Origin of the sequence: Amycolatopsis sp. FBCC-B4732 (assembly GCF_023008405.1) — a bacterium.
Taxonomy (GTDB): domain Bacteria; phylum Actinomycetota; class Actinomycetes; order Mycobacteriales; family Pseudonocardiaceae; genus Amycolatopsis; species Amycolatopsis pretoriensis_A.
In genome coordinates this window covers 8,001,621-8,027,121 of the sequence record NZ_CP095376.1, presented here as the reverse complement: position 1 = coordinate 8,027,121, position 25,501 = coordinate 8,001,621, and the positions used below count along the sequence as shown (strand labels likewise).

Sequence of the window (25,501 nt, the reverse complement as noted above, 5' to 3'; positions counted from 1 at the left end):
AGGATGCGTTTCACTGTGAGTGCTCACGATGACACCCGGAAACTCGTGGTCCTGGCTGTGGACGACGAGCCGAACGGTCTTGACGAACTCGTCCACTGCCTGCGCAACAGCCCGCACGTGGCGAAGGTGTTCCCGGCGATCGACGCCTCCGAGGCGCTTCGGTTGCTGTCCACCGACGACCCGCGGTTGCGCGAGCGCAAGGACCGCGGCCTGCCGATCGTCGACGCCGTCTTCGCGGACATCGACATGCCCGGGCTGTCCGGGATGGAGATGTCCCGCGTCTTCGCCGCGCTCCGGCCGTCGCCCGCGCTGGTCTTCGTCACCGGGCACGCCGAAGAAGCGGTCAACGCCTTCGACCTCGGTGCGCTCGACTACGTCCTGAAGCCGTACCAGCAGGACCGCCTCGACCGCGCGATCACGCGCGTGATCGACAAGCTGGCCGCCGCTGCCGCGCCCCCGCCGGGCGCGCTGGGTGGCGAGCCGGTGAAGAACGACGACGAGGTCATCCCGGTCGAACTGGCCGGCACCACCAAGCTCATCCCGCGCTCTTCGGTCCGCTGGGTCGAGGCGCAGGGCGACTACGCGCGACTGTTCACCACCGAAGGCAGCCACCTGGTCCGGATCCCGCTGGCGCAGCTCGAGGAACGCTGGGAAAAGGCCGGTTTCGTCCGGATCCACCGGTCGTTCCTGGTCGCGTTGCCGCTGATCACCGAACTGCGGATGGGCCAGGGCGGCTACCAGGTCGTGATCGGCAACGAGGAGAAGGTGCTGCCGGTGAGCCGACGGCACACCCGTGCGCTGAAGGACCGGCTGGTCGGTTCGGGCCGGAACGGCTGACCTGGGCCCGGTCATGACCGACGACTTCTACGAGCGCCGCGCGAACGGCGTGCGCGAACCGGATCCGACGCTCGGCAGGCGGGCCCGCCAGCGGCCGCTGCCGCAGCCGACCGACCGGGCCGTCGTCGAATCGCTGCCGCCCGCGCCGGAACCGGAGAAGCAGCCGAAGCCGGAGCACCACGCGAAACCCAAGCGCGAGCGGGTGATCCTGGCCGACCCGCGTCGCGCCGGCGGCACCCTGCGCGCCCGCGTCGAGCTGGAAGAGCAGACCAGCTGGGGGAAGCTGCTCGTCCGCGACCACCTGGTGAAGGTGCAGCTGCGGACGGCGGTGCTCCTGGCGTTGCTGGTCGTCGTCGTGTTCGGTTCCCTGCCGGCGCTGTTCTACCTGGTTCCCGGGTTCTCCCGGTCGAGCCTGGGCGGTATCCCGGTGGCCTGGCTGATCCTCGGCGTGCTGCCGTTCCCGTTCTTGTTCGGCGTCGGGATCTGGTACAACCGGCTGGCCGAACGCAACGAACGCGCGTTCGTGGACATGATCGAGAATTAGTTCCGCGCCGAGTCGTGCGAGGATTCCCCCGTGCAGCTGAACCCGTGGGCCTTGGCCGGCATCGTGCTGGTCGCCGTGGTGACGTTCTTCATCGGTCACCGCTCCGCGCGTTCCGCCACGAGCACGCACGATTTCCTGGTCGCCCGCCGCACCGTGCGGTCCCGCCGCAACGCCGCCGCGATCTCCGGGGAATACCTTTCGGCGGCGTCGTTCCTCGGTATCGCCGGAATCGTGCTCAAGGACGGCGCCGACGCGCTGTGGTTCCCGATCGGCTTCACCGCGGGCTACCTCGCCCTGATGCTGTTCGTCGCGGCGCCGCTGCGGCGCTCCGGCGCGTACACGCTGCCCGACTTCGTCGAAATGCGCCTCGGCTCGAAGGGCCTGCGCCGGTTCTCGACGGCGTTCGTCGTGTTCATCGGGATCCTCTACATGGTCCCGCAGCTGCAGGGCGCCGGCCTGACGCTGGCGACGATCCTCCCGGTGCCGGTCTGGACGGGCGCGATCGCGGTGATGGTCGTGGTGGCGGTCAACGTGATCGCCGGCGGCATGCGCGCGATCACCGTCGTCCAGGCCTTCCAGTACTGGCTCAAGCTGTTCGCCATCGCGGTGCCCGCGTTCGTGCTGTGCATGGTCTTCTTCGCCGGCGGCGGCCCGGACGGCTTCCGCCCGCTCGGCGCGGCCGCGCCGCCGGTGTTCACCGGCGACACCACGGTGGACGTGCAGACCGACGTCACGCTGCACGTCACCTCGGACACCTTCCTATACGCCTACGGCCGCACCGACAACGGCCCGGCCGCCGGGCCGACGCGCTGGACCCCGCTGGCCCCGCACACCGTCTCCGAGGGCACGACGCTGAAGTTCCTGGCCGGCACGCCGGTGCCGGTGGTCAGCGACTCGGTCGCGGACAACGCGAACTGGCTGCACCCGGGCTCGGGCAGCCTCACCGACCTGCTCCAGACGTACTCGCTGATGTTCGCGACGTTCCTCGGCACGATGGGCCTGCCGCACGTGCTGGTCCGCTTCTACACCAACCCCGACGGCAAGGCCGCGCGCCGCACCACCGTGCACGTCCTGCTGCTGCTGGGCCTGTTCTACCTGTTCCCGACGCTGCTGGGCGCGCTGTCCCGGATGTACGTCCCGGAGCTGCTGGTCACCGGCAAGACGGACGCGGCGATCCTGCGGCTGCCTTCGGCGATCCTGCCGGGCATCGGCGGGCAGATCCTCGGCGCGGTCACCGCGGCCGGCGCGTTCGCCGCGTTCCTCTCCAGCACGTCCGGGCTGCTGGTGAGCGTCGCCGGGGTGGTGTCGACCGACCTGCTGCCCGGCCGGGTGCGCGACTTCCGCGTGGCGACCGGGCTGGTCGCGCTGTTCCCGATCGCGCTGGCGGTCGCGCTGCGGCCGGAGGACATCTCGCTGTCGATCGGGCTGACGTTCGCGCTCGCCGCGTCGACGTTCAGCCCCCTGCTGGTGCTGGGCATCTGGTGGCGCAAGCTGTCCTGGCCCGGTGCGCTGGCCGGGATGTTCGTCGGCGGCGGGCTGGTGCTGGCCGCGCTGATCGTCAACGTCGTGAGCGGCTACAGCGGCGACTGGGCGCCCTGGTTCGTCAACCAGCCGGCGCTGATCACGGTGCCGGCCGCGTTCGTCACGACGTACTTCGTCAGCCGTGCGACCGGATACGGCCGCCCGGAGCACGTCCACGACATCATGCTGCGGCTGCACGCCCCCGACCCGCTCGGCTTCATGCGGGACAGGGCGGTCGCACGATTCGGACAAGCCGAAGAAAAGACGCGAATCGCCGGCCGAGGCCGGCACCGCAAGTAATGCGCTGACAGTCAGTAAGAAATTGATACCCGATCGAGGGATTACGAACTACACGATCGACCCATACGTTCCGTTGGTTTCTACCAGCAAGAAATATGGGAAGGTGGAGATCCACCGTGGGCAGCACCGAACAAGACATCGGTGGCGCTGAGCCGCAGACCGACTGGGAGCAGATCCAGGGAAGTCCCGAATTCACGGACCTGCGCCGCCGGTTGCGGGTGTTCGTGTTCCCGATGACCGCGCTGTTCCTGGTCTGGTACCTGCTGTACGTGCTCCTCGCGGACTACGCGCACGGTTTCATGGGCACCAAGCTCTTCGGGAACATCACCGTCGGCCTGGTCTTCGGCCTGTTGCAGTTCGTCTCGACGTTCGTCATCACGGGCTTGTACGTGCGCTACGCCAACCGGAAGCTCGACCCGGTCGCCGACTCGATCCGCGCCGAAATCGAAGGGGAACCGCGCCGATGAACCTCGCGGCGGGCGTGGAGGGCAGCAACTCCACCCTCAACATCATCATCTTCCTGGTCTTCGTCGCGATCACGCTGGTGATCGTGTTCCGCGCCAGCCGGAACACGAAGACGGCGTCGGACTACTACGCCGCCGGGCGCGCGTTCACCGGCCCGCAGAACGGCATCGCGATATCCGGCGACTACCTTTCGGCGGCGTCGTTCCTCGGCATCGCGGGCGCCATCGCGATCAACGGGTACGACGGCTTCCTCTATTCGATCGGCTTCCTGGTCGCGTGGCTCGTCGCGCTGCTGCTGGTCGCGGAACTGCTGCGCAACACCGGCAAGTTCACGATGGGCGACGTGCTCGCGTTCCGCATGAAGCAGACGCCGGTGCGCGCGGCGGCCGCCGTTTCGACGCTCGCAGTTTCGTTCTTCTACCTGCTGGCGCAGATGGCCGGGGCCGGTGGTCTGGTCAACCTGCTGCTCGGCATTTCCGGTGAGGCGGGGCAGGACGTCGTGATCGCCGTCGTCGGCGTGATCATGATCCTGTACGTGCTGATCGGCGGGATGAAGGGCACCACCTGGGTGCAGATCATCAAGGCCGCGCTGCTGATCGTCGGCGCGTTCGCGATGACGCTGTGGGTGCTCGGCAAGTACGGCTTCAACCTGTCCGACCTGTTCCAGGCCGCCGTCGACAAGGGCGGCAAGGGCGGCGCGGCGCTGCTCGACCCGGGCAAGCAGTACGGCAAGACCGGCACGACCAAGCTCGACTTCCTGTCGCTGGGCATCGCGCTGGTGCTCGGCACGGCGGGCCTGCCGCACGTCCTGATGCGCTTCTACACCGTGCCGACCGCGAAGGACGCGCGCCGCTCGGTGGTCTGGGCGATCGTGCTGATCGGCGTGTTCTACCTGTTCACGCTGGTGCTCGGCTACGGCGCGGGTGCGCTCGTCGGGCCGGAAAAGATCTCGAAGGCACCCGGCACGACGAACTCGGCGGCGCCGCTGCTCGCTCTGGAACTGGGCGGCCCGGTGCTGCTCGGGTTCATCTCCGCGGTCGCGTTCGCGACGATCCTCGCGGTGGTCGCGGGCCTGACGATCACGGCGTCGGCGTCGTTCGCGCACGACGTCTACGCCAACGTGATCAAGAAGGGCCAGGTCTCCACCGGCGGCGAGGTGAAGGTCGCCCGGCTCACCGCGCTGGTGATCGGCGCGCTGGCCATCGCCGGCGGCATCCTGGCGAAGAGCCAGAACGTGGCGTTCCTGGTGGCGCTCGCCTTCGCGGTGGCGGCGTCGGCGAACCTGCCGACGATCCTGTATTCGCTGTTCTGGAAGCGGTTCAACACCCAGGGCGCGCTCTGGTCGATCTACGGCGGCCTGCTGGTCACGATCGTGCTGATCGTCTTCTCGCCCGCGGTGTCGGGCAAGCCGGTGGACGCCAAGACGGGCAAGAGCGCGTCGATGATCCAGGGCGTCGACTTCCACTGGTTCCCGCTCGACAACCCGGGCCTGGTCTCGATCCCGGCCGCGTTCCTGCTCGGCTGGCTGGGCACGGTGCTGTCGAAGGAGCGGAACCCGAAGAAGTACGCCGAGATGGAGGTGCGCGCGCTGACCGGTGCGGGTGCCGAGAAGGCCGTCTCGCACTGACCACCTTGCGGGGGCGTGACCTCACGCGCGGGCAACGCCCCCGCATGGCAGCATGGAGATCGTGGTGAGCCCTGCTGAACTGCCGACCGCCGAGGTCCGCGACCTGCCCAAGGACGGCCTCGTGCTGCTCGACGTCCGCGAAGACGACGAGTGGGCCGCGGGGCACGCGCCCGGTGCCGTGCACATCCCGATGGGGGAGCTGCCCGCCCGCGTCGGCGAGCTGACCGACCTGCCCGACGACCAGCCGATCCACGTGATCTGCCGCAGCGGTGGCCGGTCCGCCCGCGCGACCGCGTGGCTCAACCAGAGCGGCTGGGACGCGGTGAACGTCGCCGGCGGCATGGGCGCGTGGCAGCGCGAAGGCCGGCCGATGGTCGGCGAGCACCCCGGCATCGACCCCGAAGTGATCTAGCCTTGCACCCGGGTCCGCCGCCTCCACCGGGGTACTGGCCGCGCCAGGCCCCGCCGCCGAACGCCCAGCAGTTGCAGGGCCGGACGCTGGCCGCCCGGTCGGAGCCGTACCCGTACCACCACCGCCCGGCCCACCGGCCGAAGCTGCGCTGGGTGGCCACCCCGCCGCCCGGCGCGTGGCCGCGGCGCCGGGTGGTCGTGCCCGAGCGCTACCTCGGGCCGCCGTCGTACCCGGTCCCGCCCCGCTGGGGCTTCCCGAACCTCGTCTGGCGGCGTCCGACGTCGGTGCCCGGCACGGCGTCCGACGAGATCCGCCCGATCGACCGCGTACCGGTGCTCAGCCGCAGCCTCATCGCCGTCCTCTTCGGCTTTGCGGCGCTCGCCGTGGTCGCCGCCGGCGCGGAGATCTGGCGGTACGTGCTGCTCGTGCTGGGCCGCGATTCCGCGCTGTCCCGCTCGGTCGTGGCGTTCTCCGACGGGTTCGTGCTCACCGCGGGCCTGCTGGCCTCGATCCTCGCGCTGCTGCCCGCCGGCCTTTCGCTGTGGTGGCTGCTGGTCGCGCGCCAGGCGGCGGCCGACGTCTCGGGCGACGACCCGCCGCGCCCGGTGTGGCAGGTGCTGGTCGGCGTCCTCGTGCCGGTGGTGAACCTGCCGATGGCGCTGTCGGTCGTCGGCGAGCTGGAGCACGCGGTGCTGAGCCGCCCGCGTGACGTCCGCCCGAAGCCGTCCCGCCAGGTCCTGGTGTGGTGGGGCGGCTGGCTGCTGAACTGGGTGCTGCTCGGCGTGTCGATCGTCTGGCGCTTCCGCGACGACGTGCAGTCGATGGCCGACAGCGTCGTGCTGGTCGCGTTCACCGACCTGGCCGCGGCCGCGCTCGCGGTGGTGACCGCGCTGGTGGTCCGCCGGTTCTCGGCCCTGCTCGCGCCGTCGGACGCGCGGGCCGTGCGCTCGATGCGCGTGCTCAAGGTGTCCGGCGCGCCGGAGCCCGAACTGCGCACCGCGCGACCCGCCGGAGCCGCGCGCTAGTACCGGCCGAACGTCGGTTCGAGCTGGTCGAAGGCCTGTTCGGCGGCGGGCCACACCGCGTCGGCGATCCCTTTCTCGTCTTCCAGGGTCCGGTCGAAGACCTCCTGGAAGAGCACCCGCAGCACGGTGGCGAGGTGGGCGGCGGCGAGCACCGGCTCGAGCCCCTGCTCGGGGTGGCGCCGGATCAGCAGGTGCGTGAGGGCGGCCTCGCGCTCGCGGTGCATCTCGTGCAGGGCGTTCGTCAGTACCTGGCTCTCTTTGATCATCCGCACGAAGCCGGGACCCGAGAAGCCGACCAGCGCGTGCTCCGCGCCCAGGGCTTCGAAGTAGAGCTCGCGGGTGTCGTGGAAGACGCTGTCGCGGACCAGGTTCGCCGGCCAGGACGCGAAGTCCGCGCGGATGTCGAAGACCAGGTCTTCCTTGCGCGGGAAGTGGTTCGTGACGGTCATCTTGGCGACCCGCGCGGCGGCGGCGATCTCGGCGATCGTCACGTCGTCGAAGCCCTCGCGGATGAACAGCTTCGTGGCCACGTCCGAGATGGTCTTCCTGGTCTCGTGCTTCTTCTGGGCACGGAGTCCCTCGCTCATGCCCGTCACTCTACTGGGTCGGACCCAAGATTGTGCTTGACCCAGTCTGTGGGTCGGACCTAATCTGAGATTCGACCTAATGAAGTGGGGGGTGGGAATGACGACGGCAGTTCGTCCTGACGCGGCGCTGTGGGGGCTGGGTGGGGTCCTGATCATGGGTGCGGTGCTGTCGATCCTGGACGCGACGATCGTGACCGTGGGGATCGACTCGATCGCCCGTGACCTGGAGAGCCCGCTGACGACGGTGCAGTGGGTGGCGAGCGCGTACCTGCTGGCGGCCTCGGTGGCGATCCCGCTGTCGGGCTGGCTGACCGACCGCTTCGGCGGCCGCGCGGTGTGGCTGACCGCGGTCGCGCTGTTCACGGCGGGCACGCTGCTGTGCGGCTTCGCGTGGTCGGCGCCGGCGCTGATCGCGTTCCGGGTGCTCCACGGGCTGGGTGGCGGGCTCATGCAGCCGGTCGGCCAGGCGGTGTTCGCGCAGGCGGCGGGTCCGGCGCTGGGCCGGATGATCGGCGTGATCACCCTGCCGGCGACGGTCGCCCCGGTGCTGGGCCCGATGCTCGGCGGCGCGCTGGTGGCGGACTTCGGCTGGCGCTGGATGTTCTTCGGCGTCGTCCCGCTGGGCGTGGCGACGCTCGTGTTCGCCCGCCGCCTCCTCCCGGCCCCGGAGCCCGGCGGCGTCCGCGCACCGCTCGACGTCGTCGGCATCGCGCTGCTTTCGCCGGGGCTCGGCACGCTGGTCTACGGCCTGTCCGAGGGCGTCCTCGTGGCCACGGCGGCGGGCGCGGTCCTGCTGCTGGCGTACGGCGTCCACGCGTCGCGGACCGCGTCGCCGGTGCTGGACCTGACGTTGTTCCGGAACCGGGGGTTCGCGGTGGCGAGCGCGAGCACGTTCCTGCTCGGGGCGTCGCTGTACAGCTCGATGCTGCTCCTCCCGCTGTACTACCAGCAGGTCGAGCAGGCGAGCGCGTTGCGCGCGGGCCTGCTGCTGGCACCCCAGGCCCTGGGCTCGGCGGCGGTGCTGCTCGCCGGCGGCCGTCTCCTGGACCGCTTCGGGCCCCGTCGGATGATGCTGGCCGGCATCGGGCTGTCGGTACTGGGCACGATCGCGTTCACCCAGCTCGGCTCGCACCCGAGCGGTCTCCTCCTGACCCTGTCCCTCTTGGTCCGGGGCGCCGGCCTCGGCGCGGCCACCACCCCCGGCATGACAACGCTGTACGGCTCCCTGGAGCGGTCCCGCATCCCGCGCGCGGCAAGCGCGTTCAACGTGGTCAACCGCATCGGCGGCTCCCTCGGCACGGCCTTGCTGGTCGCGATCCTGCACCGCGAGCTGACCGTGTCGGCGCCCCCGACGGCGTTCGGCACGACGTTCTCGTGGGCGCTGGCGCTGTCGGTCCTGACCCTGATCCCCGCCGCGTTCTTTCCCTGGAGGAGTCCCCGATGAGCTTGCGTCTCCTGACCGTCCACGCCCACCCCGACGACGAGTCCAGCAAAGGAGCGGCCACCCTGGCCCGCTACGCCGCCGAAGGCGTCGAGGTCCTGGTGGCCACCTGCACCGGCGGCGAGCGCGGCGACATCCTGAACCCGGCCGTCGACACGGAGGAGAACCGCGCGAACCTCCCGGCGATCCGCCGTCGCGAAATGGCGGCGGCCGCGGAGATCCTCGGCGTCCGCCACCGCTTCCTCGGCCTGACCGACTCCGGCCTCCCGGCCGACGGCGAGCCGTTGCCCGAAGGCTGTTTCGCCGCCCTCCCGCTCTCGGCGGCGGCCGCCCCGCTGGTCGCCCTGATCCGCGAGTTCCGCCCCCACGTAGTGATCACGTACGACGAAACGGGCGGCTATCCCCACCCGGACCACATCCGCACCCACGAGGCAACGGTCGAAGCCTTCTCGGCGGCCGCCGACCCCACCCGCTACCCGGGCACGGGCGACCCCTGGCAACCGCAGAAGCTGTACTACCAGGCCACCCTGAGCCGAGCGTGGTTCGTCGCCCTCCACGAAGCCACCCTGGCCGCCGGCCTCGAGTCAGCGATGGCCGAGGTCCTGGCCGAGCTCCCACCCGAAGACAACCTCAAGGTGACCACCCGAATCCGCTGCGCCGACCACTTCGCCACCCGCGATAAGGCCCTCCTGTCCCACACCACCCAGGTCGACCCGGCGCACCCGTTCTTCGCTCACTCGCGCGAGATCGAGCGCGAGGCCTGGCCCTACGAGGACTACCACCTGGCCCACCCGGCCCCAGGCCCCGCTCAGGAGGACGACCTTTTCGCAGGAGTGACCCCATGACCGGCAAGCCCCACGCCCTCGCCACGTCACGAGCCCCGCCCCGGCGCAGGTCCGCCCGCCTCACTCCGCCTCGACCGGCCCGGCCCGGCGCAGGCCGGCATCCTTCGCGCCGCCGACCGCTCAGGCCAGGGGCTCGCGCTGCCGAATGCTGCCCCGTCCGGTCGGCGGCTCAATGCCTGCCGCCGTTGGCCCCGCCGACCGCTGCCCGGGCTCCACCCCGGCACCGGGCCGCCCGGCTTCGCATCGCCGACCGCTCAGGCCGGGCGCTCGCGCTGCCGAATGCTGCCCGTCCGGCCGGCGGTCCAATGCCTGCCGCGTTCGCCCCCGCCGACCGCTGCCCGGGCCGCCCGCCTTCGCACCGCCGCCAGCCCAGGCCAGGGGCCCGCGCTGCCGAATGCTGCCCCGCCCGGTCGGCGGTCCAATGCCTGCCGCCGTTGGCCCCGCCGACCGCTGCCCAGGCTCTACCCCGGCACCGGGCCGCCCGGCTTCGCGCCGCCGACCGGCCCGGCCTCACACCGTGACCCGCAGCTCCTTCAACCCGCGGATCACGAACTCCGGCCGCCGCGCCGGCGTCTCCGCCAACCTCAACCCCGGCAGTTTCTCCGCCAACGCGCTCAACGCGGCCCCGATCTCCACCCGAGCCAAAGGAGCACCCACGCAGTAGTGAATCCCCATCCCGAACCCGAGATGCGCGTTCGGCGTCCGCCCGATGTCCAACCGGTCCGGCGAGTCGAACACCTCCGGATCCCGCGCTGCGGCACCCAGCAGCGCCCCGATCTTCTCGCCCCGCGAAACGACATACCCGCGAATCGACACGTCCTCGGTGGCCGTCCGCTCGAACAGCTGCAGCGGGGCGTCGAACCGGATCAGCTCCTCCACACACGAATCCAGAAGGGCAGGTGAAGCCAGCAGACGCTCCCACTGGTCCCGGTGCGTCAGCAGCGCCGTGATCCCGTTGCCGAGCACGTTCACCGTCGCTTCGTGGCCCGCCATCAGCAACAACACCGCGGTGGCCACCAGCTCGTCGGGCGTCAGCTCGCTGCGCAGGAGGTCGCTGATGATGTCGTCGCCCGGGGCCGCTGCGCGGGCCGAAGCCACCGAGCGGACGTACGACACGAACTCGGCGGAAGCCTGCTCGGCGGCGTCGCGGTCCGACTCCGGGCGGCCGAACTCGTACATCTTCACGATGGCGTTGGACAGCTCGACCATCCGCGGCCCGTCCGAGCCCGGCACGCCGAGCAGCTCGGCGATCACCGCGACCGGCAGGGGCTGGGCCAGGTGCTCCAGCAGGTCCGCGCTGCCGTCGGTGGCGATGGCGGCGGCGAGGTCGTCGACCATGTCGGCGGCCAGTGAGGCGACCATCGGCCGCAGGCGCTGGACGTGGCCGCGGCCGAACGCGCCCGCGATCAGGCGGCGGAGGCGGGTGTGGGCGGGCGGCTCGTTCTCCAGCAGGGAATTGCGGTGCAGGAGGTTGAACGAGGCGAACCGCTCCAGCGGCTGGGCGTCCTGCCAGATGCGGCCCAGGCCGCGGTGGCGGAGGACGGCCGACGAAGCCGCGTGCGATACCGCGATGGCCATGCCCAGGCCTTCGTGGAAATGGACGTCGCCTTGGGCACGGAGGGCGGCGAAGGCCGGGTACGGGTCTTCGAGGAACTCGGGATCGCGGGGGTCGAACACGTCGCGAGACTAACCCTTCGATAGCGTTCCAGGCCGAGCCAGAGGAGGCAGCAGTGGGCAAGGGCGCGCGCAAGAAGGGTCCCAAGCAGGCTTCGGACCGCAAGCCGAAGGTGCGCGACGTTTTCGTCGGTCAGCCCTTCGAGGGACTGGCGGCGGAGCCCGAGCTGATCGCGCTGCGCGAGTTCGTGCCGTCCGCGACGGCCAAGCTGACCCTCGCCGACGGCGGGGACGTCACGCTCGGCACCGTGCTGCCGATGGCGGCCGCCGCGTTCGTGCGGTCGGACGGGGAGCGCTACCTCGGCCTGCAGGTCCAGACCCGCTCCTCCGACATCAGCCGGGACCTCGGCCGGTCGCTGAAGTGGCTGCTCGACGCCAAGGAGGGCGACGTCCTCGGCGTGCCGGACACCACCACGCCGCCGTCCGCCGACGAGCACGCGCGGCTGCAGGACCTGCTGGCGCCGGGTGCCGAACTCGACGTCACGCTGCACACCGACTTCGCGTGGTGGCTGCCCGAAGACGCCGACGCCAGCGGGGACGTCGCGGTGTCGCTCGAGCGCGCGAACGCCGCCATCATGCCCACCGAACGGCTCGGCGCGGGTGCCTACTGGGTCCTCGCCGGCGAGAAGGCGCACCTGCGCTGGGTGCGGCCGGAGCCGGAGAACCTGCTGCTCCAGGCGCTGGCGCGGCTGTCCGCGGCCGGCGAGCTCGGCCTCGGCGAGGGCACGCGGTACGCGGGCTCGTTCCGGGCGCACGGCCTGCTGGTCCCGGTGTGGGACCTCGACCCCGAGGCCCACGCCCGCGAGTGGGCCGAAGCGAAGGACGCCCTCGGCGCCCGGCTCGAGACGGCGCTCAAGTCGCTCGACGACGAGCCGCTGAACGCCACCGAGCGTCGCGCGCGGGACGGGCTCATCGGACGTCAGCTCACGCTGCGCTGATCGGCGCTCACCGGGTGGTCCGACACTCGGTGAGCTTTCAACCAGGGCTTTTGTGGCGCACGAGACACCGCCGACCGAACGCGCCGGTGGGACGATTCTCGGCGTGATACTCCACATCTGCGGGGCGGCCGACTGGGCCGAGGTGGGCGAGGGCGGGGAGTACCGGCCGCCGTCGCTGGACGACGTCGGGTTCATCCACTGCTCCGACTTCGGCACGGCGCACCTGCCGGCCGACGCGCTCTACCGGGGCCGCACCGATCTGGTGCTGCTCGAGATCGACCCGGGGAAGGTCGGCGTCCCGGTCCGCTGGGAGGACGGCGAGCCGCCGCACCCGGCCGGGGTCCGGTTCCCGCACGTGTACGGGCCGCTGCCGCACTCCGCGGTCGTCGGCGTGCACGAGTTCGGCGAGGTGGACGGCGGGGGATTCCGGCTGCCGTCCGCGCTCGCGCACCGCTGACGTGGGCAGATCGAACCGTCCGGATTCGGGCGGGAACGCAGGCAACCTGAGGGGGCTGTGATGCGTGTTGGGGGAGAAAGCGAGTCGGCTTCTGGCTATCCGACCCCGATGGGAGGCGATACGGTGACGGCTGCGGCACCCGTCTTCACCGGGGGAGATACGTGGGTGGCCAGCGCAGGCCGAGGGAGGGCCGCGACGTTGCCCGGCGAGCTCACCGACTTCGGCGACTTCGTGCAGGCCACCCTGCCGGGGCTGCTGCGGTACGGCCACGCGCTCACCGGCAACCCGCACGACGCTGCCGACCTGGTGCAGACCGTGCTGGAGAAGATCGGCTCGCGCTGGCACCACGTGCACGAGAAGACCGGCGACCCGCTGGCCTACGTCCGCCGGTCGATGGCGAACGCGCACGTCAGCCGCTGGCGTCGGACGCGGCGCGAAAACCTCGTGGCCGACCTGCCGGACACCAGCCCGCACGTGCCGGCCGACCCGTTCGAGCACGAGCCGCTGTGGCGTGCGTTGCGGACGCTGCCGCCGAGGCAACGCGCGGTCATGGTGCTGCGTTACTACGAGGGGTTCTCCGAAGCGGAGATCGCCGGGGCGCTCGGCGTCACGCAGGGCACCGTCAAGAGCCAGGCCAGCAAGGCCATCACGTCGCTGCGGATGAAACTCAAGGCGACCGACAACGAGGGCGAAGGGAGTGACGCGGGTTGAACATCTCCGAGGACGAGCTGGAGCAGCGCCTGCGCGCGATGTTCGCCGACGAGCGGCTGGACCTGCCGCCGCCCGGGGACGCGAGCGCGGCCATCGTCGCCGGTGCCGGACGACGTCGTCGTCGGCGCCGGAACCTGCAGGCCGTCACCGGGGCCGCCGCGGCCGTGGTCGTCGTGGCGGCCGGGCTGACGATGGTCCGGATCCACACCGAGGACGGCACCGCGGTGATGTCCGCCGACGGGACCGACATCAGCGTCAAACCGCCGGAGAACCTGACGCAGGGGCGGCCGCCGCAGCCGTCGACGCCGGGGCCGACCGGTACCCAGAGCATCGAGGTTGCCGCGCCGCCGGGGACGACGACGCCGAAGCCGTCGCGGCCGGTGTCTTCGCACCAGCCGACGGCGCTGCCGAGCGTCTCGACCGGGCCGCTGCTCGCGGCCGACGGCTTCGGGCGGCTCAAGCTCGGCATGTCCGAGGCCGAGGTCACCGCGCAGAGCGTCACGCTCAGCGAGGCGCAGACCGGGGCGAGCTGCACCGTCTACAAGGCGGACGGCAGCGGGGTGCCCGCCACCGCGAGCGTCGTCATTTCGAAGGCGGTCGGGCTCGTGGTCGTCACCCCGGACGTCGTCGCGCACACCGCCGAAGGGGTCGGCGCCGGAGCCACCAAGGAGCAGGTGCTCGCCGCCTACCCCACGGCCAAGGACGAGACCGGCGGTGTCGTCGCGCCGGCGAGCGCGGCCGCCGACTACCACTTCCTGCTCGGGGACGCCGGGGTCGCGCAGACGAGCCTGATGAGCGTCAACCAGGACTGCGCCGGCTGATCGGCCGGCGCACGCGGAAGCCCGGGCCATCCACAGGGGGAGGGCCCGGGCTTCCGGTTTACCGTGGTGGGAGCGAAACCCTAGAGCGCGCCGCCGGCCACGGGCGGCATCTGCGAGTCGGTGCCGCCGTCACCGACCGACTCGCGGTGGAGGTGGTTTTCGACCTCGAACAGGTTGCCGTTCGCGCGCTTGACGAGGTTCAGCAGGGTGCTCATCTGGGAGATCTCTTCGACCTGCTCCTTGAGGAACCACTGCGTGAACTGCTCGCTGATGTAGTCCTCTTCGGCCCGCGCCGCCTTCGCCATCGCGGAGATGTCGACGGCGACCTCCTTCTCCTGCGCCAGCGCCAGCTCGATGAGCTCGGTGACACCCGAGAATTCGTTGCGCACCTCACCGGTGCCCGGGATCTCGACGTGGTGGTCGCGGTCGAGCATGTACTGCACGAGCGCCATCGCGTGGTTGCGCTCTTCGACGGACTGCTTGTAGAAGTGCTTCGCCAGCTGCGGCAGGTCCTCGGCGTCGAACCACACCGCGAGCGCGATGTACTGCTGGGACGCGTTGAACTCGTTGTGGATCTGCGCCTGCAGCAGTTCGTAGAACTTCGAGCGCGGTTCTTTCTTCTTGGTGAGGGCCATGTGGATCAGAATAGGTCAAGATTGGCGAAAAGACCACTCGGTACTGGTGATCTACCCCCTATTAGGGTTACCATTCCTAAAGTAGACAGACCTTATTTAAGTAAGCCTTCCCTAAATTGTCGCGCGCATTTAGGGAAGGCTTACTTCGTTTATCGCAACGGTTCGCGGTGGATCGGGCACGACATGCAGCGCGGCCCGCCGCGGCCGGAACCCAGCTCGGAGCCCGCGATCGGCAGCACCTCGATGCCGGCCGCCTCCAGCCGCTCGTTCGTCTCGACGTTCCGCTCGTAGCCGACGACGACGCCCGGGGCCAGTGCGAGCGTGTTGTTGCCGTCGTCCCACTGCTCGCGTTCGGCGGTGACCGGGTCGAGGCCGGTGTCGATGACGCGCAGCCGGTCGATCTCCATCGCTTCGGCCGCGGCCACCAGGAACGGGGCCGGGCCGGCCACCTTCACGCCGCCGTCGCCGGTCGGGCGCAGCGTGAACGCCGTGAGGGAGTCGCGCGCCAGCGGGTACATCACGACCGCGTCGGCGTCGACCATCGTGCACACCGTGTCCAGGTGCATGGTCGCGCGGGACTGCTCGATCGGCACCGCCAGCACGGTGTGCGCGATGCCGTCGGCGAACACCGAGCGGGCGAGGGACTCGGCGCCGGCCGCCGTAGTGCGCTCGCCGACGCCGATGGCCAGCACGCCCGGGGCCAGCAGCATGACGTCGCCGCCTTCGATCGGCGCGGAGTGCGCGCCGTACGCGCGCGCCGCGTGCCGGAACCGCGGGTGGTAGGCGTAGATCAGGTCGAGCACCGCGGTTTCCCGGCGGCGCGCGGGCATGGTCAGCGACGAAACGGCGACCCGGTCGGCGATCCACGCCGACGAGTCGCGCGTGAACAGCAGGTTCGGCAGCGGGTCGACGGCGAAGTCGTGCGGGTGGTTCATCATCCGCACCAGCGACGCGCCCTCGGCGGACGGCAGCTCCTCGAACGTCATCCCGGCCATCAGCACCTCGGCGAGGCCGGGCGCGCTGACGCCGGACAGGTGCGACCGCAGCGAGTCGGCCAGGTCGCCGCCGAGCCGCCGGTCGTCGACGGCCGCGTGGACGCCCGCCGCGTGGGCGCGGTCGTCCTCCAGCGCGGTGCGGAGCGCGTCGGCCAGCAGCAGCACCTCGACGCCGCGGCTGCGCAGCACCTCGGCGAACGCGTCGTGCTCGGCCTGGGCCCGGTCGACCCACGGGATCGAGTCGAACAGGAGCTGGTCGTTGTTGCGGGGCGTCAGCCTTTTGAGCTCGTTGCCGGGCCGGTGCAGCAGCACCGCGCGCAGGGGTCCGACTTCGCTGTCCACCCGGGGAGGTGTCGTTTCGTCGTTCACCACCCGATCCTATTCACGGCAGCCAGGAAACGTGACCTTTGAGCAGCGAATACCCGACGAACGAGACGAAGTCGAACAGCGTGTGCGCGGCCACGAGCGGCCACAGCCGGTTCGTCTTCTGCCACAGCCGCCCGAACACCAGCCCCATCACCAAGTTGCCGACGAACCCGCCGAAGCCCTGGTAAAGGTGGTACGACCCGCGCAGCACGGCGGCGCCGAACGCCGCGTTGTTCTCGCGGACGCCGAGCTGCCGCAGCCGGGTCAGCAGGTAGCCGACGACCAGGACTTCCTCGGCGAAGGCGTTGCCGAACGCCGACAGCGTCAGCGTGACCGGCCGCCACCACGTGTCGTTCAATGTGGACGGTTGCACCGCCAGGCTGAAGCCGAGGTGGTAGGAGATGAAGTAGAGCGCCAGGCCGGGGATCCCGATCACCGCGGCGAGCCCGAGCGTGAGCAGCGCGTCGCGGCCGGGGGTGCGGCGGTCCAGCCCGACCTGCGCGATCTTGATCCCGGCGCGCCACAGGAAGTACAGCCCGAGCGCGCCCCAGCCGACCAGCTGGGCGGCCGAGAGCAGCTGCTTGAGCAGGTCGATCAGGCTCGCCGCGGCCTGGGGCACGTTGAGCTGGACCTGCTGCTGGGCCAGCGGCGCCGGCTGCAGCAGCGAGTCCACAAGGGACAGCAGGCTGCGCACGCCGGACAGGCCGAGGGTGATCCCGAAGACGATCACCAGCTCGATCTTGATCGCGCGGCGCTCCGCCGGGTCCTCGATCGTCCCGGGGAACTCGGGGCGGGCCGGGGCCAGCCACGATCGCGCGGTGAACGTCATGCGCGCACGCTACCTTCGGGGTATGCCGAGGAGCATCGCCACCAACGAAACCGTCGACCGCGCCGCGCTCGTCGAGTTCCTGTCCACCCGCCACCGCGCGATCCTGCTGACCACGAAGGCCGACGGCGGGCCGCAGCTCTCGCCGGTCACCTGCGGGGTCGACGCCGAGGGCAGGCTGGTCATCTCGACCTACCCGAAGCGCGCCAAGATCGTGAACATCAAGCGGAACCCCCAGGTCTCCGCGTGCATCCTGTCCGACGAGTGGAACGACCAGTGGGTGCAGCTCAACGGCACCGCGGAAGTGCTGGACATCCCGGATTCGGTCGAGCCGCTCGTGGACTACTTCCGCGCCATTTCCGGCGAACACCCGGACTGGGACGAATACCGCGAAGCCATGGTCAAGCAGGGCAAGAGCATCATCCGGGTCACCATCGAGAGCTGGGGCCCGCTCGCCAAGGGCGGCTTCCCCGCCGAACTAGCCTGACGCGCCCCGCAGGAACGGGCAGCCGACCAGCCGCCGCAGCTCCATCGCGAGCTGCGGCGGGCTGTCGACGGACTTCGAAAACGCCAGCCGGACGTCGTGGTCGCCCGCCTCGGACTCGACGCGCAGCCGCAGCCCGAACCGGTCGAGCCCGAGCGGGCGGATCCTCCCCGCCCGCAGGTCCGCCGGCAGGTGCTTCGCCAGCTGGCCGACGACGTCGGAGTGGTCGCTTTCCAGGTGCCGCAGCCACTGGGCCTCGTAGTCGTGGAACGGGTCCGGCGGCGCGGCGCTGAACATGTGCGGGCGCAGCGAGTGCGTGCCCTCGGCGTCGGCGAGCACGAGCGACGCCGGGGTGAGCCGCAGCAGCGTGACGCCGTGGCCGACGTCGAGCAGGCGCTCGTCCGGGCGCGATTCGGCGATCGCGATCGCCCGCGCGCGGGCCGACACCGGCGAAAGCGGCCGCAGCCAGCCGGTGATCCACAGCAGCCCGCGGATCGGTTCCCGCAGGGCGACCGGCGCCTGGTCGGCGAGCTCGACCATCACGGCCAGCTCGCCGCGCTGGGTCTGCTTCGCCGCGCCGACCATCGGGTGGTCGTCGGGCAGCAGCACGCTGACGCTGCCGCTGTGGTGCACGTGGTGCAGGACCGGGACGACGCGCTCGCCGTCTAGGCCGGCGCGTTCGCAGGTGGGCATGAGCGACGCCGGCCCGTTGCGAGTGGCGATCGTCTTCGCGCGCTCGGCGGGGTTCGGTGCCGGCGGGCGGCGGATGGATGTCGGGGCCTCGGTCACGGCTCACCTCCTACTTAGGTGAGCCTAACCTGAATTTCGCGGTCTGGGTAGTCTGAACGGAGTATCCGGTAACGCCGGTGACCGATTCACCGAAAAGCCGTTGACCAAAGCCGACACGGTGGGGGCCCAGCGTGCAGATCGTCCCGGTTCCCGAACGCGTGCCCGCGTTCGAACTCGATCCCGCGATGCCGTCCGGCGCGCTGCCGATCTTCGGCGAATACCTCGACCGGATCGGCCGGAACACCGCCGACCAGCGGCTGCTGTCCTGGCTCTTCCTGGTGTTCGGGGTCGCCCAGTTCTTCACCGGCGCCGGCGTCGCGCTGCCGGTGGGCACGCTCGCGCTGGCCGGCACGGTCGAGGCGTGGTGGCTCCACCGCGCGTACGCCCACGTGCCGGAAAAGCGGCTGAAGCGGGAAGCGTTCCGGCAGGTGGACGTCACCGCCGACGGCCTGGTCGTGGCCGGCCGGACGGTCGGCGTCCGGCTGCCGGACGGCCGCTGGCTGCGCGTCCGCCTCGACGAGGCCCACCGGCTGCTGCTGGCCGGCCACCGCCGCGTCTGGCTGCTGGGCCGCGGCCCGAAGGTGTTCGTCGGCTTCTCCGGGCTGGTCCGCGTCCGCCGCGCCCGGATGCACGAGACGCCGCCGTCAGGTGCGGTTGCGGTACTGGCCCCGGCCGGCTCGGGCTCGCCGCGGCTCGACCCGGTGCTCACCGCGCACCGCCGCCAGCTCGCCCGTGAACTGCGCACGACGGCCGCGTTCCTGCTGATACTGGCCGGTTTCGCGCTGTGGGTCCGGCTCGACTTCCCGGTCATGGGCTGGATCGCGTGGGCGTTCGCGGCGGGGGCGCTGCTGGGCGCGCTCGCGACGGGCCTGCGTTCGCTCGCCCACCGCCGTCCCCTGCCGGCCGACCACTGGACGGAACTGCGCGCGGTCCTGGACGGCCCGGTCCGCATGGGCCGCCGCGGTTCGGCGCGGTTGAGCGGCCTGACGATGCTGGCCGACGGCACGGTGGTCGCCTTCCGCCTGCCGAAGGCGGACCCGTCGATGGCGGCGAACATCGCGGCGACGGGCCGCCTGTGGATCGCGGGAGTCCCCCGCCCGGGCGCGGCCCGGACGGGCCTGCCGGGCTACCCGGTGCTGGGCACGGTCTGGCTCGGCTGACCCGGCCACCACGCCTCGGCTGCCCGCGTTCCCCTGCCCAAGTGGGTCCGCAGCGCCTTCAGCGCGGGGTGCGCGTTGTCCCGGCGCCAGATCAGCGAATGCGGGTAGACCGGCACCGGCCGTTCGAGCTTCACCCGCCGCAAGTCGTACTCCGCGGGCCACCGCAGCCGGGCGCCCGTGGGGAGCAGCGTGGCCACCTCCGCCGACTTCGCGATCGTGTCCAGCACGACCTCGGTGCCGAAGTTCGGCCCGGCCGCGTCGATCGACAGCCCGAACGCCGTCGCGAACGCCGCGTAGTAGGCGCCCCACTCGGTCCCGGGCACCATGCCCGGCAGCCAAAGCCGGTGCCCGGCCAGCTCGGCCGGCGTCACCGAAGCCGACCCGGCCAGCGGATGACCCGGGCCGCACAGCAGCTCGATGGGCTCGTCGAACACCCACTGCGCGTCGAGGTCCGGCGGCACCTCCACGAGCGCGCGGAAGGTCGCGTCGATCGAAGCGTTCCGGAGCGCGGCGACCGCGGTGTCGAAGAGGGTCACGACCTCCAGCGCGATCTCCGGATGGGCCTCGTGGAACTCCCGCAGCAACGTCGCCGGGCACAGGCGCCTGCCGATGACGTCGACGCGCAACGGTCCGGTCCGCACCGAAGCGAGCGCTCGCGCCTCCGCCGAAAGCAGCTCGCGCGCGTGCGGCAGGAACGCCTCGCCCGCCGCCGTCAGCCTCGCGCCGCGGGCGGTGCGGGTGAACAGCCTCGCCCCGAGCGTCTTCTCCAGCGCCGCGATGCGCTTCGAGACCGCTTGCTGCGTGATCGACAAATCCACCGCGGCGTCCTGGAAGCGGCCCGCCGCCACGGCGGCCACGAAGGTGCGCACTGCGTCGAGGTCCACGGCGACCGACTCTAGGTTCACAACGCCGCGTTGTGGCTCGCCGACGCGTCGGTTGTTTGCGCCGCCCACCCACTCCTCGCTTTGATCTCCCGGTGATGCGCAGGCGGCTCGGGCGGCGGTTCCGGTGGTTGTGGACGGCTTACGCCGTGAGCGCGTTCGGCACCTGGCTCGGGTTCGGCGCCTTCCCGATGCTCGCCATCCTCGTGCTGCACGCCGGTCCGGCTGCGGTGTCGGCGCTCGCCGCGATCGGGCCCGCCGTCGGGGCGCTCGTGGCAGTGCCGCTCGGGCCGTGGGTCGACCGGCGCCGCAAGCGCCGGTCATGGTGGCCATGGACCTGGTCCGGTTCGGCGCGCTGCTCAGCGTGCCCGCCTGCTACGCGCTCGGCGTGCTGAGCTTCGGCCAGCTGCTCGCCGTCTCGGTGGTCGTCGCCGCGGCGGACATCACCTTCACCTCGGCGAGCGGCGCCTTCCTGAAGGGGCTCGTCCCGCCCGAAGACCTGCTCGTCGCCAACGGCCGGTTCGAGTCGACGAACTGGACGGCCACCGCGCTCGGGCCGCCGCTCGGCGGGGCCGCGTTCGCGGTGCTCGGGCCGGTGACGTCGGTGGCGGCCAACGCCGCCAGCTTCCTGCTCTCCGCGCTCGGGCTCCGCGCGATCGGCGGGGACGAGCCGCGCCCGCGCACCACCGAGCGCCCGCGTGCACGGGACCTGGCCGACGGGTGGCGCTTCCTGCTGGCCCACCCCGGCCTGCGTCCCCTGCTCTTCAACACGATGGTCTTCAACGGCCTGGTCATGGCGACCGAGCCGCTGCTCGCCGTGCTGATGCTGGGGGAGCTCGGGCTCACGCCGTGGCAGTACGGGCTCGCGTTCGCGGTGCCGTGCCTCGGCGGCCTCGCCGGCTCGCGGCTGACCCCGCGGCTCGTCGCGCGCTTCGGCCGGCACCCCGTGCTGCTGAAGTCGGGCGCGGTCCGGGCTTGCTGGCTCCTCGCGCTCGCCTTCCTGCCCCACGGCACGGGCGGGCTGGTCTTCGTCATGGTCGTCGAACTGGGCCTGATCGTCAGCTGCAGCGTGTTCAACCCCGTGCTGGCCACCTACCGGCTCGAACAGCTGCCGCCGGACCGCGCCGGCCGCACGCTCTCGGCGTGGTCGGTCAGCACGAAGGCGGCCATCGCCGCGCTGACCGCGGTGTGGGGCGTGCTCGCCGGCGTCACGGGTCCGCGGGTCGCGATCGGGATCGCCGGCGTCCTCATCCTCGCGACGCCGGTGCTGCTGCCGCGGCGCGACCGGACGCCGGTCGCCGTCTAGCCCAGCGACTTCCGCGTCGCCTGCTCGGTCTCCAGCACGCCTTGGCGGATGCCTTCCAGCTGGTCGCTCAGCTCCCGCACGGCGCCGGTGTCCACGGCGAAGTCCGTCGTCGCGGCCGTCAGCTCGGCGACCCGCGCCACCAGGCTGTCCAGGCCGAGCGCGCCGGACTGCAGCTGCGCCAGCAGCTTGTCGCGCGCGCCGGAGAGCCGCGCGTGCACGTCGGCCTGGGCCTGCACCGCCGCCAGCGCCTGTTCGAGGTCGCCGCGCACTTCCGCGCTCGCCGAACGCAGTTCGCGGTCCAGCCGGCGCCGCTCCTTCCCGACGGCGTCGAGGTCCACCCGGGACAGCGCCTTCCCGGTCGCCGACGCGCGGCCGGCCAGCCGCCGCAGCGTCACCAGCGTCTCCTGGACCACCGGTTCCATGTCCGCGACGCGGTCGGCGAGCGGACCCGAATCGAGCGAGTCGCTGAGCGAGCCGAAGCCTTCAGCCGCGCTTTCGGCCCGGCGCAGCCAGTTCTCCTCGGCCGACCCGGGCGCGACGTCGAGCACGCGCGCCGCACGCTGTTCCGGCTCCTTCTCGCGGGTTGCGACGGCGACGCCCGCCCGCGCGGCGAGCACCGCCACCCCGACCCCGACGGCGGCGACGACCGGCAGCTGCACGGCCCAGGCCACCCCGGCCGACGTGACGGCGAACAGCAGCCCCCACGGTTCGGCGAGCTCACGGGCGAACTTCATGACCGGCAGGATCTCAGAAATTCGAGATCACGGAGGTGAAGACCTGGTTGATCGAGTCCGGTTTGGACGAGTCGTACTCCGATCCTTCGGTCGCCTCCGCGATGCGCTTCAGCACGTCCTGGTCGGCGTCCGAGCCGTAGGCGATGGTGAACAGCCGGACCGTCTCCGCGTTGCCCTCCGGCCGCAGCTGCGGCAGCAGGTGGTCGAGGTCGACGCCGCCGGGATCCTCGTTGCGGCCGTCGGTCAGCACCACGACCGCGTTGATCGCCGCCGGGTCGAGGTGCGCCTTCAGGTACTCGTACGCGGCCTGCGACGAGTCGTAGAGCCCGGTCCCCGCCTGCGGCGTCAGCCCGCTCAGCCGCATCGCGAGCGTCTCCTTGCCGCTGTTTCCCAGCGCCTGCAGCGGGACCAGCTCCTGGTAGTCCTTGTCGCCGTCGAGGTGGGTGGAGAACTGCCAGAGCCCGACCTGGTCCCGCGGCACGAACTGGCCGAGCGCGTCGATCGCGGCCTGCTTGGCCAGGTCGATCTTGCTCTTGCCGGTGCCCTTCACCTCGTCACCCATCGAGCCCGAGACGTCCACGACCAGCAGCACGTTCGCCTTCTTGCGCAGCTCGGTCCACGACGCCAGCAGCTTCGACAGCACCGTCGGGGACGGCGGCCGGATGAAATTGATCTTCGCGTCCGGCTGGACACCGTTCTGGGTCGTCACCTGCGGCCCCGGCTTGCCCTCGAACGACCGGAAGCCGAGCGCGGCGAAGCGCTGCTGCGTCTCCGGGCCGCGCAGGTAGCCGAGGAAGTCGGCGGCGATCTGCTTGCGCGTCGGGTCGGCCCAGTTCAGCGTGACGAACGGGTGGTCGGAGTTGAGCGTGCCGTCGGCCGGGTACAGCGCGACCAGCGGCACCTTCGGCGGCGCGTGCTGGCCGACCTTGGCCGGGTCGTTGGTCGGGTTGCCCAGGTTGTAGCCGATCAGCGAGTTCTCCTCGACGGTCACCGCCGAGATGTAGGACAGCGCCGCGCCGCGGTCGTCGGCCTTCTGCAGGTTCGTCAGGAAGGTGAGCGTGTTGTCGCCGTAGTGCACGATCGCCTGCTCGATGTTCGTGACGAACTGCCGGGCCTCGGGCTTCTCGAGCGCGGCCGCGGTGAGGTCGGACGACGTGCCGGTGGCCGCGTAGTACGCGCCGATGGTGGCGTTCAGGCCCGCGGTCGAGATGTTCGGGTTCGTCTTGCCGAGCCGGAACCTGCCCCACTCCGGGTGGCCGTACTTCGCCCACCCCGCCGGGTCGGTGGCGAGCGTGGCGAGGTCCTTCCAGCCGATCGGCTTCGCCGGCCAGCCCAGCGCCTCGGCCATCGGCTTCGGCATGGCGACGGTCAGCGGCGAGTTCGCGACCGACTGCGGGTCGCCGTCCGGCACGATCGACCCGGTGTCGCCCTTGGCGTTGACGCGCAGCAGGTTGACCCAGCCGCTCGCGGCCGGCGTCCAGACGTCCGGGCGCGGGCCGTCGGTGGCCTCGTTCCAGCCGTTCGCCAGCGCCTGCATCGCGATGCCCGACGACTTCGACTTCACGACGACGTCGACGCAATGGCCGGCCACGGTCCGGCCGGAGTAGGCCTTCGCGGCTTCCTGGACGACGCCGGCCTTTTCCGGTGACGAAGCGACGTTCAGCGCGACGGCGTCCGAGCCGGTGCACTTCGGCGCCTCGGCCTCGTCACCCGAGTCGCTGGTCCAGGCGCGGATCCCGATGATCAGCCCGGCGGCGACCACGATCGCGGCCAGGAACGGGAGAATCTTTCTCTTTCGCCGTGCTGGTTGGGAATTGATCATCGAACCCTCCCCGTTCCGCCACCGGAAATTTCATTATCCGGCAGCGGAACGGGAACGGGACGGTAATTCGGGAAACTTGACTATCCCTTGGGTCCGCGGCGCGACCACGTCCACGCGTACCCGGGATCCTCGGACGCGTCGGCGGCCTCGCCGAGGTCCAGCGGCGCGAACGTGTCGACCATGACCGCGGTCTCGTCGAAGAACTCCGCGCCGATCGACGCCTCCGCCGCGCCCGGCTGCGGGCCGTGCGTGAACCCGGAGGGGTGCAGCGACAGCGAGCCGACGCCGATGCCCGAGCCCTTGCGGGCCTCGTAGTTGCCGCGCACGTAGAACATCAGCTCGTCGGAGTCGACGTTCGCGTGGTTGTACGGCACCGGGATCGAGTCCTCGTGGTAGTCGACCTTCCGCGGGCAGAACGAGCAGACGACGAAGTTCGGGCCCTCGAACGTCTGGTGCACGGGCGGCGGCTGGTGCACGCGGCCGGTGATCGGCTCGAAGTCGTCGATGTTGAACGCCCACGGGTAGAGGCAGCCGTCCCAGCCGACGACGTCGAAGGGGTGCGTCGCGTACGTGTAGCGCGTGAGGCCCGCGCGGTGCCGCACGAGCACCTCGACGTCCTCGCCGTCCACCACGAGCGGCGACGACGGCCCGCGGATGTCGCGCTCGCAGTACGGCGCGTGCTCCAGGAACTGGCCCTTCGCCGACAGGTACCGCTTCGGCGGCCCGATGTGGCCGCGCGCCTCCAGCGTGAAGAGGTTGACCTCGCCGTGGGGGACGACGCGGTAGGTGCACGACGTCGGGATCACGAGGTAGTCGCCGTCGCCGACGTCGATGCTGCCGTAGATCGTCTCGACCGTCGCGGAGCCGCCGTGGACGTAGAAGAGCTCGTCGCCGGCCGCGTTGCGGTACAGCGGGCTCGGCGCGGTCGCGGTGACGAAGCCGATGGTGACGTCGTTGTTGCCGAACAGCCGGCGCCGGTCGGTCACGGCGTCGGTCTCGCCGCCGAACTTGAGCTCCTGCGTCTTGAAGGCCCGCGGCTTGAGCGGCAGGTTCGGCGTCAGCGAGCCGCGGTCCTCCTCGACCGCCACGGCGTCGACGATCGCCGTCGGCAGGCCGCGGTGGTAGAGCAGGGCGGAGTCGGCCGAGAAGCCCTCGACGCCCATCAGCTCCTCGGCGTAGAGGCCGCCGTCCGGCTTGCGGAACGCCGTGTGTCGCTTGTGCGGGATCTCGCCTACTTGCCGGTAGTAAGGCATCGCCGTGCCCTCCAGACGTGTCCGCTGTGCGGACGATTTTGTCCT

The 25,501-nt window shown here is 71.3% G+C and carries 25 protein-coding genes and 1 pseudogene; 16 read left to right on the top strand and 10 right to left on the bottom strand.

What is annotated here, in order from left to right; all coding sequences use genetic code 11:
• Nucleotides 1–3 precede the first annotated feature (3 nt).
• From MUY14_RS35990 to MUY14_RS35960, 7 genes are all read left to right on the top strand, one after another.
• Nucleotides 4–837 (top strand): LytTR family DNA-binding domain-containing protein, encoded by an 834-nt coding sequence (locus MUY14_RS35990; protein ID WP_033261013.1) that lies wholly within the window; start codon nucleotides 4–6, stop codon nucleotides 835–837.
• Nucleotides 838–850: 13 nt separating this feature from the next.
• Nucleotides 851–1,381: a hypothetical protein gene (locus tag MUY14_RS35985; RefSeq protein WP_247016012.1), complete on the top strand. Its 531-nt coding sequence runs from the start codon at nucleotides 851–853 to the stop codon at nucleotides 1,379–1,381.
• Nucleotides 1,382–1,411: 30 nt separating this feature from the next.
• Entirely contained in the window at nucleotides 1,412–3,202 is a 1,791-nt protein-coding gene (locus tag MUY14_RS35980; RefSeq protein WP_247016010.1) for a cation acetate symporter, read from the top strand.
• Between the two features lie 116 nt (nucleotides 3,203–3,318).
• Entirely contained in the window at nucleotides 3,319–3,669 is a 351-nt protein-coding gene (locus tag MUY14_RS35975; protein WP_247016008.1) for a DUF485 domain-containing protein, read from the top strand.
• Entirely contained in the window at nucleotides 3,666–5,294 is a 1,629-nt protein-coding gene (locus MUY14_RS35970) for a cation acetate symporter (RefSeq protein ID WP_247016006.1), read from the top strand. The genes MUY14_RS35975 and MUY14_RS35970 overlap by 4 nt, the downstream gene beginning before the upstream one ends.
• 52 nt (nucleotides 5,295–5,346) lie before the next feature.
• Nucleotides 5,347–5,706, top strand: a complete 360-nt coding sequence (locus MUY14_RS35965; protein WP_247016004.1) for a rhodanese-like domain-containing protein — start codon at nucleotides 5,347–5,349, stop codon at nucleotides 5,704–5,706.
• A gap of 2 nt (nucleotides 5,707–5,708) precedes the next feature.
• Nucleotides 5,709–6,731 carry a DUF4328 domain-containing protein gene (locus tag MUY14_RS35960; protein WP_247016002.1) on the top strand — a complete coding sequence of 341 codons (1,023 nt, stop codon included), beginning with the start codon at nucleotides 5,709–5,711 and terminating at the stop codon, nucleotides 6,729–6,731.
• Here MUY14_RS35960 and MUY14_RS35955 read toward each other — a convergent pair.
• Nucleotides 6,728–7,318 (bottom strand): TetR/AcrR family transcriptional regulator, encoded by a 591-nt coding sequence (locus MUY14_RS35955; protein ID WP_247016000.1) that lies wholly within the window; start codon nucleotides 7,316–7,318, stop codon nucleotides 6,728–6,730. The two genes, MUY14_RS35960 and MUY14_RS35955, sit on opposite strands and share 4 nt — an antisense overlap.
• A gap of 97 nt (nucleotides 7,319–7,415) precedes the next feature.
• Here MUY14_RS35955 and MUY14_RS35950 point away from each other — a divergent pair, with 97 nt between their 5' ends.
• Both MUY14_RS35950 and mca read left to right on the top strand, forming a co-directional pair.
• Entirely contained in the window at nucleotides 7,416–8,762 is a 1,347-nt protein-coding gene (locus MUY14_RS35950) for a DHA2 family efflux MFS transporter permease subunit (RefSeq protein WP_247015998.1), read from the top strand.
• Nucleotides 8,759–9,604, top strand: a complete 846-nt coding sequence (gene mca, locus MUY14_RS35945; RefSeq protein WP_247015996.1) for a mycothiol conjugate amidase Mca — start codon at nucleotides 8,759–8,761, stop codon at nucleotides 9,602–9,604. The genes MUY14_RS35950 and mca overlap by 4 nt, the downstream gene beginning before the upstream one ends.
• 510 nt (nucleotides 9,605–10,114) lie before the next feature.
• On the opposite strand, the gene MUY14_RS35940 is transcribed toward mca, so the two are convergent.
• Nucleotides 10,115–11,281, bottom strand: coding sequence for a cytochrome P450 (locus MUY14_RS35940; protein ID WP_247015994.1), 1,167 nt, complete (start codon nucleotides 11,279–11,281; stop codon nucleotides 10,115–10,117).
• A 53-nt stretch (nucleotides 11,282–11,334) separates the two neighbouring features.
• Here MUY14_RS35940 and MUY14_RS35935 point away from each other — a divergent pair, with 53 nt between their 5' ends.
• The 4 genes from MUY14_RS35935 (at nucleotide 11,335) to MUY14_RS35920 (ending at nucleotide 14,205) form a co-directional block, all read left to right on the top strand.
• Nucleotides 11,335–12,216: a DUF5926 family protein gene (locus MUY14_RS35935; protein WP_247015992.1), complete on the top strand. Its 882-nt coding sequence runs from the start codon at nucleotides 11,335–11,337 to the stop codon at nucleotides 12,214–12,216.
• A gap of 103 nt (nucleotides 12,217–12,319) precedes the next feature.
• Nucleotides 12,320–12,673 (top strand): DUF952 domain-containing protein, encoded by a 354-nt coding sequence (locus tag MUY14_RS35930; protein ID WP_247015990.1) that lies wholly within the window; start codon nucleotides 12,320–12,322, stop codon nucleotides 12,671–12,673.
• A gap of 198 nt (nucleotides 12,674–12,871) precedes the next feature.
• Nucleotides 12,872–13,384, top strand: coding sequence for a SigE family RNA polymerase sigma factor (locus MUY14_RS35925; protein ID WP_247025421.1), 513 nt, complete (start codon nucleotides 12,872–12,874; stop codon nucleotides 13,382–13,384).
• Nucleotides 13,381–14,205: a hypothetical protein gene (locus MUY14_RS35920; RefSeq protein WP_247015988.1), complete on the top strand. Its 825-nt coding sequence runs from the start codon at nucleotides 13,381–13,383 to the stop codon at nucleotides 14,203–14,205. The genes MUY14_RS35925 and MUY14_RS35920 overlap by 4 nt, the downstream gene beginning before the upstream one ends.
• Nucleotides 14,206–14,285: 80 nt before the next feature.
• On the opposite strand, the gene MUY14_RS35915 is transcribed toward MUY14_RS35920, so the two are convergent.
• The 3 genes from MUY14_RS35915 to MUY14_RS35905 form a co-directional block, all read right to left on the bottom strand.
• Nucleotides 14,286–14,840, bottom strand: a complete 555-nt coding sequence (locus MUY14_RS35915) for a ferritin (protein WP_247015986.1) — start codon at nucleotides 14,838–14,840, stop codon at nucleotides 14,286–14,288.
• Between the two features lie 149 nt (nucleotides 14,841–14,989).
• On the bottom strand, nucleotides 14,990–16,177 hold the full coding sequence (locus MUY14_RS35910; RefSeq protein ID WP_247025419.1) for an arginine deiminase: 1,188 nt from the start codon (nucleotides 16,175–16,177) through the stop codon (nucleotides 14,990–14,992).
• A gap of 40 nt (nucleotides 16,178–16,217) precedes the next feature.
• Nucleotides 16,218–17,030 carry a CPBP family intramembrane glutamic endopeptidase gene (locus tag MUY14_RS35905; protein WP_247015984.1) on the bottom strand — a complete coding sequence of 271 codons (813 nt, stop codon included), beginning with the start codon at nucleotides 17,028–17,030 and terminating at the stop codon, nucleotides 16,218–16,220.
• A gap of 22 nt (nucleotides 17,031–17,052) precedes the next feature.
• On the opposite strand from MUY14_RS35905, the gene MUY14_RS35900 reads away from it, so the two are divergent.
• Complete coding sequence (locus MUY14_RS35900; protein WP_247015982.1) at nucleotides 17,053–17,514, top strand: PPOX class F420-dependent oxidoreductase; 462 nt, start codon at nucleotides 17,053–17,055, stop codon at nucleotides 17,512–17,514.
• On the opposite strand, the gene MUY14_RS35895 is transcribed toward MUY14_RS35900, so the two are convergent.
• Entirely contained in the window at nucleotides 17,506–18,300 is a 795-nt protein-coding gene (locus tag MUY14_RS35895; RefSeq protein ID WP_247015980.1) for a DUF2470 domain-containing protein, read from the bottom strand. The two genes, MUY14_RS35900 and MUY14_RS35895, sit on opposite strands and share 9 nt — an antisense overlap.
• A 131-nt stretch (nucleotides 18,301–18,431) precedes the next feature.
• Here MUY14_RS35895 and MUY14_RS35890 point away from each other — a divergent pair, with 131 nt between their 5' ends.
• Nucleotides 18,432–19,460: a hypothetical protein gene (locus MUY14_RS35890; RefSeq protein ID WP_247015978.1), complete on the top strand. Its 1,029-nt coding sequence runs from the start codon at nucleotides 18,432–18,434 to the stop codon at nucleotides 19,458–19,460.
• Here MUY14_RS35890 and MUY14_RS35885 read toward each other — a convergent pair.
• Complete coding sequence (locus MUY14_RS35885) at nucleotides 19,427–20,344, bottom strand: LysR family transcriptional regulator (protein WP_247015976.1); 918 nt, start codon at nucleotides 20,342–20,344, stop codon at nucleotides 19,427–19,429. The two genes, MUY14_RS35890 and MUY14_RS35885, sit on opposite strands and share 34 nt — an antisense overlap.
• A 92-nt stretch (nucleotides 20,345–20,436) precedes the next feature.
• Here MUY14_RS35885 and MUY14_RS35880 point away from each other — a divergent pair.
• Nucleotides 20,437–21,647, top strand: a pseudogene (locus tag MUY14_RS35880) (MFS transporter).
• Here the strand turns inward: MUY14_RS35880 and MUY14_RS35875 are convergent.
• The 3 genes from MUY14_RS35875 to MUY14_RS35865 form a co-directional block, all read right to left on the bottom strand.
• A complete protein-coding gene (locus tag MUY14_RS35875; RefSeq protein ID WP_247015974.1) occupies nucleotides 21,644–22,381 on the bottom strand; it encodes a hypothetical protein in 738 nt (245 codons plus the stop codon). The pseudogene MUY14_RS35880 and the gene MUY14_RS35875 overlap by 4 nt on opposite strands.
• A 13-nt stretch (nucleotides 22,382–22,394) precedes the next feature.
• On the bottom strand, nucleotides 22,395–24,203 hold the full coding sequence (locus tag MUY14_RS35870) for a substrate-binding and VWA domain-containing protein (protein WP_247015972.1): 1,809 nt from the start codon (nucleotides 24,201–24,203) through the stop codon (nucleotides 22,395–22,397).
• Nucleotides 24,204–24,283: 80 nt separating this feature from the next.
• Nucleotides 24,284–25,456, bottom strand: coding sequence for a homogentisate 1,2-dioxygenase (locus MUY14_RS35865; RefSeq protein WP_247015971.1), 1,173 nt, complete (start codon nucleotides 25,454–25,456; stop codon nucleotides 24,284–24,286).
• Between the last annotated feature and the right edge of the window lie 45 nt (nucleotides 25,457–25,501).